Source organism: Sanguibacter keddieii DSM 10542 (assembly GCF_000024925.1).
Classification (GTDB): Bacteria; Actinomycetota; Actinomycetes; order Actinomycetales; family Cellulomonadaceae; genus Sanguibacter; species Sanguibacter keddieii.
In genome coordinates this window covers 909,202-923,884 of the sequence record NC_013521.1, presented here as the reverse complement: position 1 = coordinate 923,884, position 14,683 = coordinate 909,202, and the positions used below count along the sequence as shown (strand labels likewise).

The following is a 14,683-nucleotide window of genomic DNA, read 5'->3' as shown; positions in this document are numbered from 1 at the left end:
CGCCCCTGCCGAGAGATCGGCCGGACGACCGTAGGCGAAGACGTCCCGACCTCCGTAGTGTCGTACCCAGCAGCCGAGCCACGGACGGTCACGACCGACGTCCGGAGGGCCCGCACCGCTCGAGCCCCACCGCCGACGCCCTCTCGCAGGGCAGCACCGGCGGGACCGGCAGACCACGTAAGACACGACAGGAACGAGCACCCGATGATCGAGGTACAGAACCTCACCAAGAGGTACGGACAGAAGACAGCGGTGGACGGCGTCTCGTTCACCGTGCGCCCCGGGATCGTCACCGGGTTCCTCGGCCCCAACGGAGCCGGGAAGTCGACCACCATGCGCGCCATCGTCGGGCTCGACCGCCCCACCTCCGGGTCGGTCACCGTCAACGGCAAGCCCTACGCGCAGCACGCCTCGCCGCTCACCCAGGTGGGTGCGCTGCTCGACGCGAAGGCCGTCCACACCGGCCGCAGCGCGTACAACCACCTGCGCGCCATGGCCGCGACGCACGGCATCCCGCTCTCCCGCGTCGACGAGGTCATCGACATGACCGGCCTCGGGTCGGTCGCCAAGAAGCGCGTCGGCGGCTTCTCGCTCGGCATGGGCCAGCGTCTGGGCATCGCCGTGGCGCTGCTCGGCAACCCGCGCACCCTGCTCCTCGACGAGCCCGTCAACGGCCTCGACCCCGAGGGCGTCGTCTGGGTCCGCCAGCTGACCCGGGCGCTCGCCGCCGAGGGGCGCACCGTGTTCCTGTCGAGCCACCTCATGAGCGAGATGGCGCAGACCGCCGACCACGTGGTGGTCATCGGCCGCGGCAAGATCCTCGCGGACGCACCGGTCTCCGACATCGTCGCCCACGCCAAGGGCAACGGGGTGCGAGTGCGCTCCCCCCAGGCCTCGCAGCTCGTCGAGCTGCTGCGCCCCAGCGGCGCGGAGATCCGCAGCGACGAGCCCGGCCTGCTGTACATCAACGGTGCCCAGGCCGCGCAGATCGGCGAGACCGCCGCGTCGGCCGGCATCGTCCTCCACGAGCTCTCCCCGGTGAGCTCGACCCTCGAAGAGGCATACATGGAGCTCACGGCAGACTCCGTCGAGTACCAGTCGGGCCCCGCCGCAGGCGCGCAGGCCACCCAGGACGCAGCACAGCACGGAGGCACCCGATGAGCACCGAGACACTCACCCGCAGCGGGGCGACGACCCCCAAGACCGACCAGTACAAGGTGACGTTCCCGCGCCTGGTCAAGAGCGAGACCATCAAGCTCGCGACGGTCCGTTCGACCATCTGGTCGCTGGCCGTCGCGATCGTCATCATCGTCGGCTTCGCGGTGCTCATGGCCTTCGCGCTGCGCTCGCAGGACATCCCGGACTTCGGCAGCGAGCTGTCGCTCGGCGCGACGGTCGCGACCTTCGGCATCGGCTTCGGCCAGCTGGTCATCGTGGTCCTGGGCGTCCTGTCGATCGGCTCCGAGTACAGCACCGGCATGATCCGATCGACCTTCAGCGCAGCACCGACCCGCATCCCCGCGCTGCTCGCCAAGATGCTGGTGCTGGCCGTCATGGCCTTCGTCGCCTCGGCCATCGCCCTCTTCGCCGCGTTCTTCGTCGCCCAGGCGATCCTGCCCGCCTCGCAGACGGCGTCGCTCGGCGACCCGCAGGTGCTCCGCATGCTCGTCGGCGGTGCGCTGTTCCTCGCCGTCATGGCGATCTTCTCGGTGGCCGTCGGGGCGATCGTCCGCAGCACCGCGGCCGGCATCTCGATCATCGTCGGTCTGATCTTCATCCTCCCGGGCCTGCTCACGGCCATCCCGTGGGAGTGGGTCAAGACCATCGGCCGCTACCTGCCGGACTCCGGCATGGCGGTGTTCTCCGAGGCCGGCATCATGCCGCACGAGCCCTGGACCGGCTTCGCGATCCTCGTCGCCTGGGCCGTCGCAGCGACGCTCGTGGCCTCGGTGCTCGTCAAGCGCCGCGACGCCTGACCGCTCCAGTCGCACCGCACCACCCCAGACCGCCCCCTCGCCTCCCGTGCACCTCTTGCACCGGGAGGCCAGGGGGTGGTCTGCTGTCCGGCATGGGAACCTCGGACGTCGTGGTCGTGGGTGCAGGTCTTGCCGGGCTCGTCGCGGCCGCGGAGGCGGCGGACGCCGGGCGGACGGTGACGATCGTGGACCAGGAGCCGGTGCAGTCCTTCGGTGGGCAGGCGTACTGGTCCTTCGGCGGGCTGTTCCTCGTGGACTCCCCCGAGCAGCGCCGCATGAAGGTCCGTGACTCGGTCGAGCTCGCGTGGCAGGACTGGACCGGCTCGGCCGGCTTCGACCGTCCCGAGGACTTCTGGCCCCGACGCTGGGCCCGCGCCTACGTGGACTTCGCCGCCGGTGAGAAGCGCGCCTGGCTGCACGGCATGGGCGTGCGGTTCTTCCCCGTGGTCGGCTGGGCCGAGCGCGGCGGGTACACCGCCCAGGGGCACGGCAACTCGGTCCCCCGGTTCCACATCACCTGGGGCACGGGCCCGGGGGTCCTCGAGCCCTTCGTCCGCCGCGTGCTCGACCACGTGCACGCCGGCCGGGTCCGGGTGCTGCTGCGCCACCGGGTCGACGGCCTCACCACGCGCGACGGCACGGTGACCGGGGTGCACGGCGCGGTCCTCGCCCCGAGCGACGTCCGGCGCGGAGCGTCGAGCAGCCGAGAGGTGGTCGGCGACTTCACGCTCGAGGCGCAGTCGGTGGTCGTCGCGAGCGGAGGAATCGGTGGTGACCACGACCTCGTGCGCGCGGCGTGGCCGTCCCGGCTCGGCACGCCCCCGGAGGACATGATCACCGGGGTCCCGGCGAGCGTCGACGGGCGCATGATCGCCATCACCGAGGGCGCCGGCGCGCGCGTGGTCAACGCCGACCGCATGTGGCACTACGTCGAGGGCATCAAGAACTGGGACCCGGTCTGGCCCGGCCACGGCATCCGGATCCTCCCGGGGCCGTCGTCCCTGTGGCTCGACGCGACCGGCGAACGGCTGCCCGTCCCCCTGTTCCCCGGCTTCGACACCCTCGGCACGCTCGCCCACCTGCGGACCACCGAGCACGACCACAGCTGGTTCGTGCTCAACCAGGCGATCATCGAGAAGGAGTTCGCACTGTCGGGCTCCGAGCAGAACCCCGACCTCACCGGGCGCAGCGTCCGCCAGCTCCTCGGACGGCTGACCAAGGGGGCGACGCCGCCGGTCGAGGCCTTCAAGGACCGGGGCGAGGACTTCGTGGTCGCCGAGACGCTCGCCGAGCTCGCCGCGGGCATGAACCGCGTGGCCGGCAGCGACCTCGTCACCGAGACCGGTCTGCGCGAGGTGGTCGAGGCCCGCGACCGCGAGATGGTCAACGCCTTCACCAAGGACCTCCAGGTGACGGCGGTGCGCGGTGCCCGTGCGTACCTGGGCGACCGCCTCATCCGTGTCGCCACGCCCCGGGCGCTCATGGACGAGCGGGACGGGCCGCTCATCGCCGTCCGGCTGCGCGTCATCACCCGCAAGACGCTCGGTGGCCTCGAGACCGACCTCGAGTCACGGGTCCTCGGCCCCGACGGCCGCCCGGTCGAGGGGCTCTACGCCGCCGGCGAGGCCGCAGGCTTCGGCGGCGGCGGCATGCACGGGTACCGGTCCCTCGAGGGGACGTTCCTCGGCGGGTGCCTGTTCTCGGGGCGGGCGGCAGGGCGGGCGGTCGGCGCAGCGGGCTGAGTGCCTCAGACTCCCACCACCCCACCTCCGCCGACGCCGAGCTCGTGACATCGGAGCGAGTTCGATCCTTCTACGGCACGAACTCGCTCGAAAATCACGAACTCGCCCGGCAGTCACGAACTCGCCTGGAAGTCGGGCGGGCGGGTTGGGGTTCGGCGAGGGCTGGGGGGCGTGGTGGTGTCACGGGTGGGTGGTGACGTCCAGGACCCTCACGATGAGCCGTCCCGTGCCGATGGGTGGGGTTGGCGACGGTCGGCAGCGACCGTCACGACGACGCGCGCGGCACCGGCGGTGCGCGACGTCGCAGGACGCGAGGAGCGACACGTGAGCAGGACCGCAGTCGCGGCAGAGCACGGCCCGACCATCTCCCGGTGGTCGCAGGCCCTCGCCACCCGGGTGGGGCGCTCGGCGCGCGGTCCGCTGCTCACCCTCCAGATCCCGCTCGCGGCGACCGTCTCCCTCGTGGTGCTGCTCTTCGCGGCGACCGCGCACCGTTACCTCACCACACCGACCTTCGCGCTGGGCGTGGCCCTGGTCTTCGGCGGCTGCGCGTACGCGCGCTGGGCGCCGGCCGCGCGCACCAACCACCGCTGGGCTCCCGTCGTGGTGTGCCTGGTGGACTTCACGGCCATCGGGCTGCTGCGGTACGGCACGCACATGGAGTTCGGCGTGCTCGGGGTGCTCTCCGTGTTCCCCGCCGCCTGGCTCGCGCACACCTACCTGTGGCGTGGCGCGGCGCTGGCGACCGTCTCGACCATCGCGGTGACCATCGTCCCCGAGCTCGCGTCGGCGGTCGCCCTCAACCTCCACGTGGGGGTCCGGGTCCTGCTGCTGCCGCTCATCGTCGCGGTCGTCACCGTGGCGGTCGTGGTCATCACCGAGCACACCTCCCACCAGGAGCGCGTGCTGCAGCGCGAGCACGCCCGCCTCGACGCGGCTCTCACCGAGAGCGAGTCGACGTCGCTGCTGCTCGACGCGATGCTCGAGTCCCTCGACACCGGCCTGCTGGCGGTCGACTCCGCCGGCAAGATCATCCGCGCCAACACGACCGACCGTGACCTCTACGCGCTGACCCTGCCGTCGGACGACGGGACGTCCGGCGCCCGCGCCGTGTTCGCTGCGGACCGCACCTCGCCCCTCACCCGGGAGAAGATCCCGTCGGAGATGGCGCGCCGCGGCGAGGGCGCCACCGGGCAGCTCATGTGGCTCGGGCTGCCGAGCGGACCGCAGCGGGCGATCTCCGCGAACATCGTGCGCATCGTCGACTCGGGCGGCGTCGACCGCGGTGCCCTGGTGGCGTCGCACGACGTCACCGAGCTCATGGAGGCTATCGAGACCAAGGACCGGTTCGTCGGGACCGTCTCGCACGAGCTCCGCACCCCTCTCACCTCGATCATGGGCTACCTCGAGCTCATCGCGGAGGACGACTCGACGGGTGACAACCCGCTCTCGGAGGAGACCCGGGAGTACGTGGGGATCGCGCGCCGCAACGCCGAGCAGCTGCTGTCGCTCGTGTCCGACCTGCTCACCACCGCGCAGATCGACTCGGGGGCACTGCGCCTGACCACCGACGTGACGACCCTCAGCAGCCTGGTGGCGGACGCCGTCGAGGCCGCACGGCCGCGCTTCGTCGAGGCGGGGATCACCCTCACGTCGACGGTGGTGCCGACCGTCGTCCAGGACGTCGACCGCCGCCGGATGGCGCAGGTCATCGAGAACCTCCTGTCGAACGCCCTCAAGTACACCCCGGCAGGCGGGACCGTGACGGTCACGACGTCGACCGTGCTCGGCTCGTCGGTCATGACCGTGAGCGACACCGGCATCGGCATGAGCCGGGCCGACCTGGGCAAGATGTTCACCAAGTTCTTCCGCGCCGAGTCCGCCCGCACGGCCCGCATCCAGGGCTTCGGCCTGGGGCTCGTCATCTGCCGGGCGATCGTCGAGGCGCACGGCGGCAAGCTCCGCATCGACAGCACCCTCGGTCGCGGGACCAAGGTCAGCGCCGTCCTGCCGGTCGGGGTCACCGAGGACTGAGGCTCGGGCGGTGCCGGCGTGCACCGGGCCGCGCAGGCCCGTCGACGTGCCGGGTCGGGTGTCGACGGCCGACGTCCCGTCAGGAGTCGAGCGCGTCGAGCTGGTCGAGCGCGTCCTGCGCGCGTGACAGCCGGGCGTCCTCGGGCTCGTCCCACCAGCGCGGGCCGCGCTCCCCCAGCCCGGCCTTGGCCAGACCGACGCGGTGACGGGCTGCGGCGACCGCGTCGTCGTCCCCGTCCTTCTTCGCCACACGCACCCCTGACCGCCCGCGCCCCAGGTGCGAGGTGAGCGCCTCGACCACGTCGGTGGGCAGGCTCGGGTCGGTGCGCCGCCAGCGACGGCCCTTGACCACGAGCCAGCGCTCGTCGTCGGTGGAGGTGGAGGTCGCGTCGTCGGTCATCGTCCATGGTCCTCACACCTCTCCTGGGAGCGCACCTCGGGACGATCTTCGACGACCACCACCCGAGTGCAAAGAAGTGGTTGCAAAGAACCTCTTGCAAAGAGGTCTTTGCACTCCTAGGCTGTGAGCATGACACCGGACGAGACCACCTCCCCCCGCGACGACGTCGCAGGCAGCACCGCGGCCGAGACGGCCGAGGCATCCGCCGACGGTGCCGTCGAGGCAGGCTCGCCGGCGATCACCGCCGACCAGCGCATCCTCGACATCGACGCGCTGCGCGGGCTCGCGCACCCCCTGCGCATCCAGCTGCTGGAGATCCTCGGCTCGCTCGGCCCGCACACCGCGAGCGGGCTGGCTGCTCTCACCGGGGAGTCCAGCGGTGCCACCAGCTACCACCTGCGCCAGCTCGAGCGGCACGGCTTCATCCAGGAGCTGCCGGACAAGGGCACCGCCCGCGAGCGCTGGTGGGGCTCGAAGCCCGGCGGCTTCGCGATGCCGGCGGCGTCGCTCGCCGAGTCCAGCCCGGCGAACCGCGAGGCGGTCTCGCTGGTCAGCCGTGGGTTCGTGCAGGCCCAGCACCGTCACCTCCTGGCGCACCTCGACCGCAGCACGTCCGACGCCGCGGGTTCCTGGTTCGAGGCCAGCACCGTGACGACCGTGAACCTGCGCGTCACGGAGGACGACCTCGTCGAGATCTCCGCCGAGCTCAACGATGCCGCCCAGCGGATCGTCGACCGCTACCGGGACGGCAAGGACCGTCCCGGTACGCGACCGATCCAGATGAACCTCAACGCCTTCCCGCTCTCGCTCCCCGAGGAGACCTCATGAACGCCGCACCCGCAGGGCCGTACCGCCAGCCCGTCCCCTTCCCCTCGACCTCGTCGCTGCACGCTCGCGGCCTCACCGGGCTGCTGGTCCGCGCGAGCCTCGCGGTCGCGTCCTGGGGCGAGCGCCGCGCGCTCCGCCAGGCCGACGCCGCCGTCGCGCGACCGACGTCCCCACGCCGACGTCCGGTCCAGGGGTGGAGCGACCCGGTGCCCGAGCACGAGCGCTACGCCGCGCGTCGCTCTGCCGGGTTCCTCGCACCGTAGCCACGACGCAGCACCACGGGCCTCACGCCGCCGCGGACCTGGACCGGTGAGGGCCTGACCCGGGCGCGCGGGCTAGACGAGGACGTCGTCCCGTCGCTCGGCCCGCTCCTGGTGCCGGGAGGTGACCGCACGACCGCTCCTGCGCCCACCGGTCTCGGCTGCCGGCCCGCCGAGGGCACGCAGCGCGTTGAGGATGGCGACGAGGTCGACGACCTCCTGCAGCCCCGCGCCGACGACGGCCGGGATCACCCCGAAGGCCGCGAGCACCATGAGCACGAGGCTCAGACCGATGCCGAGCCCGATGCTCTGGAGCGCGATGCGGACCGTGCGCCGGGAGATCGCGACGGCGTCAGCCACCCGGTCGAGCTCGTCGACGAGCACGACCACGTCCGCCGACTCGCTCGCCGCCGTGGCTCCGCGGGCGCCCATCGCGACACCGACGTCGGCGACCGCGAGCACCGGCGCGTCGTTGAGGCCGTCGCCGACCATCATCACGGGCCGAGAAGACGTCCCGGCAGGGCCGGCCAGACCGGCGACCGCGTCGACCTTGCCCTGCGGCAGCAGTCCCGCCCGCACCTCGTCGAGGCCCACCTGTGCCGCGACGGCCTCGGCCGTGGCCTGCCCGTCGCCGGTGAGCACGAGCATCCGGTCGACCCCGGCGTCCCGCAGGCGCGAGACGGTGCGGGCGGCGTCGCCACGGACCTCGTCGGAGAGCGTCACCGTCCCGGCGTAGCGCCCGTCGACGCTGACCACGACGGACATCTCCCCCGGGGCGAGCGCCTCCGGCTCCATGCCGACGGCGGTCCCCGCGACGAGGGCGTAGGAGCCCAGCACCACGTGGTGCCCGTCGACCCGCGCACGCAGCCCGCGGCCCGGGACGTCGTCGACGGTCACGTCGGTGGTGAGCGTGAGCCCGCGTGCCGCTGCCTCGTCGACCAGGGCACGGGCGAGCACGTGGTTCGACAGCTGCTCGGCCGAGGCCACGAGGGCGAGCAGCTCGTCGTCCGTGCGGCCGGCGGGGAGCACCCGGGCGACCCGCGGCGTGCCGTGGGTCAGGGTGCCGGTCTTGTCGAAGGCGACGGTGCGGACCCGGGCGAGGCGCTCGAGCGTCCCGCCGTCCTTGACGATGATGCCGGCCCTCGCGGCACGGCTCATCCCCGCGATGAAGGACACCGGGGCCGCGATGAGCAGCGGGCACGGGGTCGCGACGACGAGCACCTCGGCGAAGCGGACCGGGTCGCCCGTGACGGCCCAGGCCGCGCCCGCGATCGCGAGGGCGACGAGGGTGAAGGGCACGGCGTAGCGGTCCGCGAGCCGCACGAAGGGCGCACGGCTCTCCGCCGCGTTCTCGACGAGGGCGACGATCTGCTGGTACTGCGAGTCGGCCGCCGACGCCGTCACCCGCACGGTGACCGCCGTCGACCCGTTCACCGCACCGGAGAGCACGGCGTCCCCCGACCGGCGCGTGACCGGGAGCGGCTCACCGGTGGTCGACGACTCGTCGAGCTCGGCCGCCTCGCTGAGGAGCACCCCGTCGACCGGGACCATCTCTCCCGGCCTCACCAGGAGGGTCTGCCCGACGGTCACGTCGTCCACCGAGACGTCGAGGACGGAGCCCTCACCCAGCACGAGGTGGGCGGAACGAGGCGCCCGGGACAGCAGCCCGGTGAGCTCGCGGCGAGCCCGGGTCTCCGCGTAGTCCTCGAGCGCCTCACCGCCGGTGAGCATGAGGACGATGACGATCGACGCCCAGTACTCACCGACGGCGAGCGTGCTGAGGATCGCGGTGATGGCGAGGACGTCGAGCCCCCACCGACCGCGCAAGGCGTCCTGCACCATCCCCCAGCCCTGCTGCACGGCGACCACGAGCGCGAAGGCCGTGACGAGCACCCGGGCGACGGCGGGACCGTCGTCGAGCACGAAGAACGCCGCGAGCGCGAGCAGGCCCACGGTGACCGTGAGGGCGACCGCCGGGTACCGGCGGATGAATTCCAGGACGCGTGACATACGGATAGTGATACACCCGGGAAAGCGGCCTCTCAAGCAAGCGCAGGCTGCCCTCAGCCGCTAGATCCTGCGGCTGAGAAAGCAAGCCTCACCATAGTGAGGGCAGCCTCGCCATCGTTCCGCAGGGCAGTCTCGGCACCATTCTTCGCAGGCGGAGAAACTCTTCTCGAGGCCTCAGAACAATGCCCCCGGCCCCTCGAGCGTCCCGGCGGAGGCCGCGGCGACGAGCACCGCGGCGAGGACCCCGAGGACCGTGACCGCGAAGACCGCGTCGGTCCGCCCGAGCGGGACCGGTCGCCAGGTGGTGCGCTCGCCGTCGCCGAGGCCGCGGAGCTCGAGGGTCCCGGCGACCCGGTCGCCCCGGCGGACCGAGCCGACGAGCAGCGCGAAGGCCGACGCCGCGTGCCCGCGCAGCCCCACGCGCGGGCGTCCACGGCGGCCGAGCGGCGCCCGCACCGCCTGGGCTCGCCGGATGGTCTGCCACTCGTCGCCCAGCTGCTGCAGCAGCCGGTACCCGGCGAGCACCGCGAAGGTGACCTTGGCGCCGAGGCGGGCGTGCTGGTGCAGGCTCGTGACGAGGGCGACCCCGTCGGTGGTCGCCACGAAGGCCACGGAGAGCAGCCCCATGAGCAGGGTGCGCCCCGCGAGGCCGGCCCCCACCCAGATGCCCTCGGCCGTGACCCGCAGCCCCGCGCCCTGCCACACGACCTCGCCCGGGCGGCTGAGCATGTTGACGACCAGCACGCCGAGGGCGAAGGCCACGAAGGGCAGCTGCGCCCGGAGCAGCGCGCCCGGCCGGACGCCCGCGCCGGCGAGGACGGCTGCGGCGACCAGGGCGTAGAGCGCAGCGGGGGTCACCGGGTCGAGGACGGCGAGCAGCACCCCCGACACGACGAACAGCAGCGCGAGCTTGACCGTCGGGTTGCGTCGCGCGAGCGGCGAGGCGAGCGCCACGGGGTCGGCCTGCAGGACGCTCATGCCGGCACCCTCCCGGCCGGGGCAGCCTGGGTCGGGTCGGTCGGGTCGAGCGCCGGGCTGCGACCCAGCGCCCGGAGCGCACCGCGCAGGGACCCGGTCGTCGGGCACCGCGCGAGGAACCACCGGACGACGGCCGGCAGCACGAGGCCAGCGTCCGCGAGCGCCTGCGTGTCCCCGAGCACGTCCCGTGCTGGCCCCTGCCCGAGGATCCGCCCGCCGCCGACGAGGACCACCACGTCGGCGACCTCGGCGGCGAGGCGCAGGTCGTGCGTCGAGAGGACGACGGCTCCGCCGGCGTCGGCGACCGTGCGCAGGGCGTCGGCCACCACGACGGTGTCCCGGCGGTCGAGACCGAAGGTCGGCTCGTCGGCGAGCAGCACGGAGCGCCCGTGCGCGAGCATCGCCGCGAGGCTCAGGCGGCGCTTCTCACCGCCCGAGAGCTGGTGCGGGCTGCGGTCGGCGACGTGCTCGAGGCGGTGCTCGCGCAGCATGCGCGCGACCGTCTCGTCCGGGTCGGTGAGCCCGTGGGCGATCTCGCCGGTGACGCTGTGCGCGACGAGCTGGTGCTCGGGGTTCTGGAACACCATGCCCGGGCGCGCACCGGTCACGGTGCCGGCGTGCGGCCGGGCGAGACCCGCGAGCGCGTGCAGCAGGGTCGACTTGCCGGTCCCGTTCTCGCCGAGGACCGCGACCACCTGCCCTGCGTGCACGTCGAGGTCGACGCCGTCGAGGACCGTCCGCGCGCCGTGGCCGACCGCGAGGCCTCGCGCCCGCAGCAAGGGCGCTGCGCCGTGCCCACCGTCTCCCTCTCCCCCCGTCCCACGAGGCACGAGGCCCTCGAGGAACGCGTCGTGCGCCCTCGAGGCGAGGTCGCCGTGCGCACCGCTGAGGGCGGTGAGCTCGGCCTCGAGCGGCAACCAGCACCCGAGGCGGTGCAGCGCCGCGGCGTGCTCGCGGAGCACCGAGGGGGTGGGGCCGTCGGCGACGACGCTGCCGTCGTCGCCGAGCACGACGGCCCGGCCGGGCAGCGCCTCGACTCCGCCGTCACCGGCGTAGTCGTCCAGCCGGTGCTCGACGAGCAGCACGGTGAGCGACGCGTCGCGCGCGACCTCGTCGACCGCGGCCCGCACGGCGCGGACGCCACCGGCGTCGAGCATGGAGGTGGGTTCGTCGAGGAGCAGCAGCCCGGGCTGGCCGACCACCGCGGCCGCGAGCGCGACCCGTTGCGTCTGCCCGCCGGACAGCCGGGCCGTCTGGGCCGCGGCGAGCGCCCCAGCACCGACCTGGTCGAGAGCGGCCTGGACGAGCGGCCCGATGAGCGCGGGAGGCACGGCCCGGTTCTCCAGGACGAGGGCGAGCTCGGCGTCGACCTGCGGCAGGCACACCGAGGCCGAGGGGTCCTGCCCGACGACCCCGAGGACGGTCGAGCGCTCGTGGACCGGGGTGTCGACGTCGAGGTCGAGCGTCGCCCCCAGTCCCAGCGTGCCGGTGACCGTCGCCGGCGTGCTGTGCGGCACGAGCCCGGCGACGAGGTGCAGGAGGGTGGACTTCCCGGCGCCCGACGGCCCGAGGACGACCACCCTCTCCCCTGCTGCGACGTGCAGGTCGACCCCGCGCAGGGACGGGGTGTCCCTGCGCGGGTAGGTGACGGTGACGTCGGTGAGCGAGATCATCGCGGGGCCGTGCGGCCGATGGCGAAGCTGTCGACGACCCCGGTGCGGGCGAGCGCGTCGACGACCACCTTGGCGAGCAGCCCGCCGAGGACCACACCGGAGACCACCTGGATGGCCAGGCGGGTCCAGAACAGGTCGGTGCCGTACCAGCCGGCACGGAACGCGCTGAAGAAGAACACCGCGAAGGCACCGAGCCCTCCGGACACGGCGTAGGTGAGCCACGAGTAGCTGCGGTACCGCGTCGCGGTGAAGGGCAGCTCGCTGCCGGCACCCTGGATCGCGGCGGCGACGAACAGCAGGGGCCCGACGGCCGAGCCGAGGAACACGACCTCGATGACCGAGGCGAGCACCTCGGCGACGATGCCGGCACCGGGGCGCTGGATGATGGCGATCGCGACGGGCGCGACGATCAGCCAGCCGCCGAGCAGGACGTGCTGGGTGAGGTCGCCGAAGGGGCCGGTGACCGCCGCGAAGGCGATCCACCCCTGGACGAGCGCCCAGTAGAGGAAGCCGAAGACGACGCCGAGCACCACGACGAGCATGAGCTCCTTGAGGCTCCAGGGTGCCCGGCGCGTGCGGCGGAGTCCCTGGGAGGGCGTGGCGGGAGAGCCGGAGCCCTGGCTCGCGATCGGAGTGGTGGTCTCCGGGGTGCCGTCGCCGCTCATCGGGCAGCCTCGCTCGGGCTGTTGACGGAGATGGTCACGTGGGTGGTGACGTGCCGGACGGACTGCCCGACGGTGACCCACGCGTCGACGACGGTGGTGAGGACGTCGGCGACGTCGCCTGCGAGACGGGTGACGTAGTGATCACTCCCGACGACGGTCCCGGCCGCACGTGCCCGCTCGATCGCGGCGTAGATGTCCCGCATGTGGTCGGGCACGGTCGAGCCGGCGAGGGGCTGGTCGGCGAGCGGGTAGAGGGCCCACTGGGCGACGGCGCGGACGCCGGTCTGCGGGAGGGCCACCGTCTGCCGCGCGGGGAACGGCTGGTCGGCGGGCAGGTCGCAGGTGACCTCGCCCGGGCAGCCGCGCGAGAGCATCACGGCCGCCGAGACGTGCTCGCCGCTCCGGGAGGCCGCCGCGACGAGGTCGGCGAGGTACTCCGCGATGCGCTGCTCGGTGCCGGCGACCCGGGTCGAGACCGGGTCGGTCTCGACGACCAGGCCGTCGGTCGACGTGACGGCGAGGGCCTCGGTGATGATGCGGACGTAGTCCGAGCTCATCACCGACAGCGTGATGCGCGCGCCGATGCCGAGCTCCGCGGGGGTGGGCGCCGGCTCGGTGCCCGTCGCGGCGCTCGTGGTCGCACTGGTGATGGTCGTGCTGGTGGTGGTGTGCACTGTCGTGCCCTTCTCGTCTCGAGGTGGGGCACGGGCAGCACCGACGCACGCCAGCGATGAGCTGGCGTGCGTGGGTGCCGTAAGAGATGCCTCCCTGCGCTGGCATGATCCAGATCAGGTTCGACGGTCGAAGGTTGAGAACCTTCCTCTCAGCCCGGCTCACCGGACTCCCGTGTTCGTCACCCACCCTAGGGGTCGGCGCACCCCGCTGACCAGCCGGGACCGGTCGTCGAGACTCGTGGGCCGGAACCGTGGCGGTGAGGGTCCGCTCCTGCCACACTGCCTCCATGACACTGAGCGTGGTGGGGGCAGCACTCTTGATCATCGGCCTGACCGGGGCCTACGTCGCAGCACGGGTCCGCGAAGGCGTCCCGGCACCGGGGTGGTTCCCCGACCCGTCCTCGCACTCCGCGCAGCGACGCTGGTGGGACTCCCGGGCGTGGACCGCACGCGTCGAGCCCGGTGAGCAGCCTGCCGTCCGCGGCCGACGCTTCCACGGCAGGTTCTGGGGACGTTCCTGGGTCGCGTCGCTGGTCGGTGCCGTCGTCGTCCTGGTGGTGGGGTCGGCGGTCTACACCGCGACCGACGCGATCCACGTCATGGGCGTCGCCAGCCTCGTCGGCATGGCGCTGGTCTGCTGGGCCTTCTACAGGTTCGTGAACCGCCAGCTCGCCCTGGACGACGTCATCGGACCGCTCGAGGTCCTGGCCGTCGTGGTCGGGACGAGCGGCGCGGTGCTGCTGGTGGCCGCGAACGTCAACTCCTGGATCATCGACGGGCCGGGCATCCAGACGGCCTCCGCGCTCGTCGGGCTCGTCGAGGAGGGCACCAAGCTCATCGTGCCCCTCGCGCTCTTCGTCCTCGGCCGGTACCGCGACCCGCGCGCCGGCATCGCGGTCGGGCTCGCCTCCGGCTTCGGCTTCGCCATCACCGAGACTGTCCAGTACGCCTACCAGACCGCGTCCGCGACCGGCCCGAACTTCTGCGGGACCGGGACGGTCGACAGCTCGAGCGCGACCGTCGTGCAGGAGCAGGTCTTCCGGATCTTCACCGTGTCGCCCCTGCACTGGCTGTGGACCGGGATCGCCGTGGCGATCGCCTGGCGCCTCTGGCACCTGCACGGCCGTCGCGGCACGCTCGGTGCCGTAGGAGGCATCCTGCTGGTCATGGTGGTCCACTCGCTCAACGACAGCTCGATCACCTCGACCTGCGACAACCCGACCGCCACGTCGCTCCTCGCGCTGCTGCGCTGGGTCCTGCTCGTTGTGATGTACCTGACCTTCCGGGCGTGGGCGCGCAAGTCGACGCCGCCGCAGCTGGTCGGCCAGGTCTCGCGCGGGTGGGACCCGAAGCACCTGCCGTCCGACCGGTCTCACGGCTGACCGTCCGGTGACCCCGGCCCGTGCGTCCGCCCCGGGGCGGATGCACGGGTCCCCCGGCGGG

At 73.1% G+C, this 14,683-nt stretch carries 13 protein-coding genes and 1 riboswitch; of the genes, 7 read left to right on the top strand and 6 right to left on the bottom strand.

Annotated elements, in window-relative coordinates:
- Positions 1-204: 204 nt before the first annotated feature.
- The 4 genes from SKED_RS03955 (at position 205) to SKED_RS03940 (ending at position 5,752) form a co-directional block, all read left to right on the top strand.
- The gene (locus SKED_RS03955) at positions 205-1,161 is read left to right on the top strand and encodes an ABC transporter ATP-binding protein (protein WP_012865831.1); all 957 of its coding nucleotides are present in this window, start codon (positions 205-207) and stop codon (positions 1,159-1,161) included.
- Complete coding sequence (locus tag SKED_RS03950; protein WP_012865830.1) at positions 1,158-1,976, top strand: ABC transporter permease; 819 nt, start codon at positions 1,158-1,160, stop codon at positions 1,974-1,976. Before SKED_RS03955 ends, SKED_RS03950 begins: the two co-directional genes overlap by 4 nt.
- A gap of 92 nt (positions 1,977-2,068) precedes the next feature.
- On the top strand, positions 2,069-3,718 hold the full coding sequence (locus tag SKED_RS03945) for an FAD-binding dehydrogenase (protein WP_012865829.1): 1,650 nt from the start codon (positions 2,069-2,071) through the stop codon (positions 3,716-3,718).
- 324 nt (positions 3,719-4,042) lie between these two features.
- Positions 4,043-5,752, top strand: coding sequence for a sensor histidine kinase (locus SKED_RS03940; protein ID WP_012865828.1), 1,710 nt, complete (start codon positions 4,043-4,045; stop codon positions 5,750-5,752).
- A 79-nt stretch (positions 5,753-5,831) separates the two neighbouring features.
- Here the strand turns inward: SKED_RS03940 and SKED_RS03935 are convergent, their stop codons facing one another.
- Positions 5,832-6,152: a hypothetical protein gene (locus SKED_RS03935; protein WP_012865827.1), complete on the bottom strand. Its 321-nt coding sequence runs from the start codon at positions 6,150-6,152 to the stop codon at positions 5,832-5,834.
- Between the two features lie 129 nt (positions 6,153-6,281).
- Here SKED_RS03935 and SKED_RS03930 point away from each other — a divergent pair, with 129 nt between their 5' ends.
- Both SKED_RS03930 and SKED_RS03925 read left to right on the top strand, forming a co-directional pair.
- Positions 6,282-6,980, top strand: a complete 699-nt coding sequence (locus SKED_RS03930) for a helix-turn-helix domain-containing protein (protein ID WP_012865826.1) — start codon at positions 6,282-6,284, stop codon at positions 6,978-6,980.
- Complete coding sequence (locus tag SKED_RS03925; RefSeq protein ID WP_012865825.1) at positions 6,977-7,243, top strand: hypothetical protein; 267 nt, start codon at positions 6,977-6,979, stop codon at positions 7,241-7,243. Before SKED_RS03930 ends, SKED_RS03925 begins: the two co-directional genes overlap by 4 nt.
- A 72-nt stretch (positions 7,244-7,315) precedes the next feature.
- Here SKED_RS03925 and SKED_RS03920 read toward each other — a convergent pair whose 3' ends face one another.
- The 5 genes from SKED_RS03920 to SKED_RS03900 form a co-directional block, all read right to left on the bottom strand.
- On the bottom strand, positions 7,316-9,250 hold the full coding sequence (locus tag SKED_RS03920; protein WP_012865824.1) for a heavy metal translocating P-type ATPase: 1,935 nt from the start codon (positions 9,248-9,250) through the stop codon (positions 7,316-7,318).
- Positions 9,251-9,424: 174 nt separating this feature from the next.
- Positions 9,425-10,228: an energy-coupling factor transporter transmembrane component T family protein gene (locus SKED_RS03915; RefSeq protein WP_012865823.1), complete on the bottom strand. Its 804-nt coding sequence runs from the start codon at positions 10,226-10,228 to the stop codon at positions 9,425-9,427.
- Complete coding sequence (locus SKED_RS03910; protein ID WP_012865822.1) at positions 10,225-11,901, bottom strand: ABC transporter ATP-binding protein; 1,677 nt, start codon at positions 11,899-11,901, stop codon at positions 10,225-10,227. The genes SKED_RS03915 and SKED_RS03910 overlap by 4 nt, the downstream gene beginning before the upstream one ends.
- Entirely contained in the window at positions 11,898-12,566 is a 669-nt protein-coding gene (locus SKED_RS03905) for an ECF transporter S component (protein WP_012865821.1), read from the bottom strand. The genes SKED_RS03910 and SKED_RS03905 overlap by 4 nt, the downstream gene beginning before the upstream one ends.
- Complete coding sequence (locus SKED_RS03900; RefSeq protein ID WP_012865820.1) at positions 12,563-13,240, bottom strand: YkoF family thiamine/hydroxymethylpyrimidine-binding protein; 678 nt, start codon at positions 13,238-13,240, stop codon at positions 12,563-12,565. Before SKED_RS03900 ends, SKED_RS03905 begins: the two co-directional genes overlap by 4 nt.
- Positions 13,241-13,314: 74 nt before the next feature.
- Positions 13,315-13,415: riboswitch (TPP riboswitch) on the bottom strand.
- 112 nt (positions 13,416-13,527) lie between these two features.
- On the opposite strand from SKED_RS03900, the gene SKED_RS03895 reads away from it, so the two are divergent.
- Entirely contained in the window at positions 13,528-14,622 is a 1,095-nt protein-coding gene (locus tag SKED_RS03895) for a PrsW family glutamic-type intramembrane protease (protein WP_042437750.1), read from the top strand.
- Positions 14,623-14,683 lie beyond the last annotated feature (61 nt).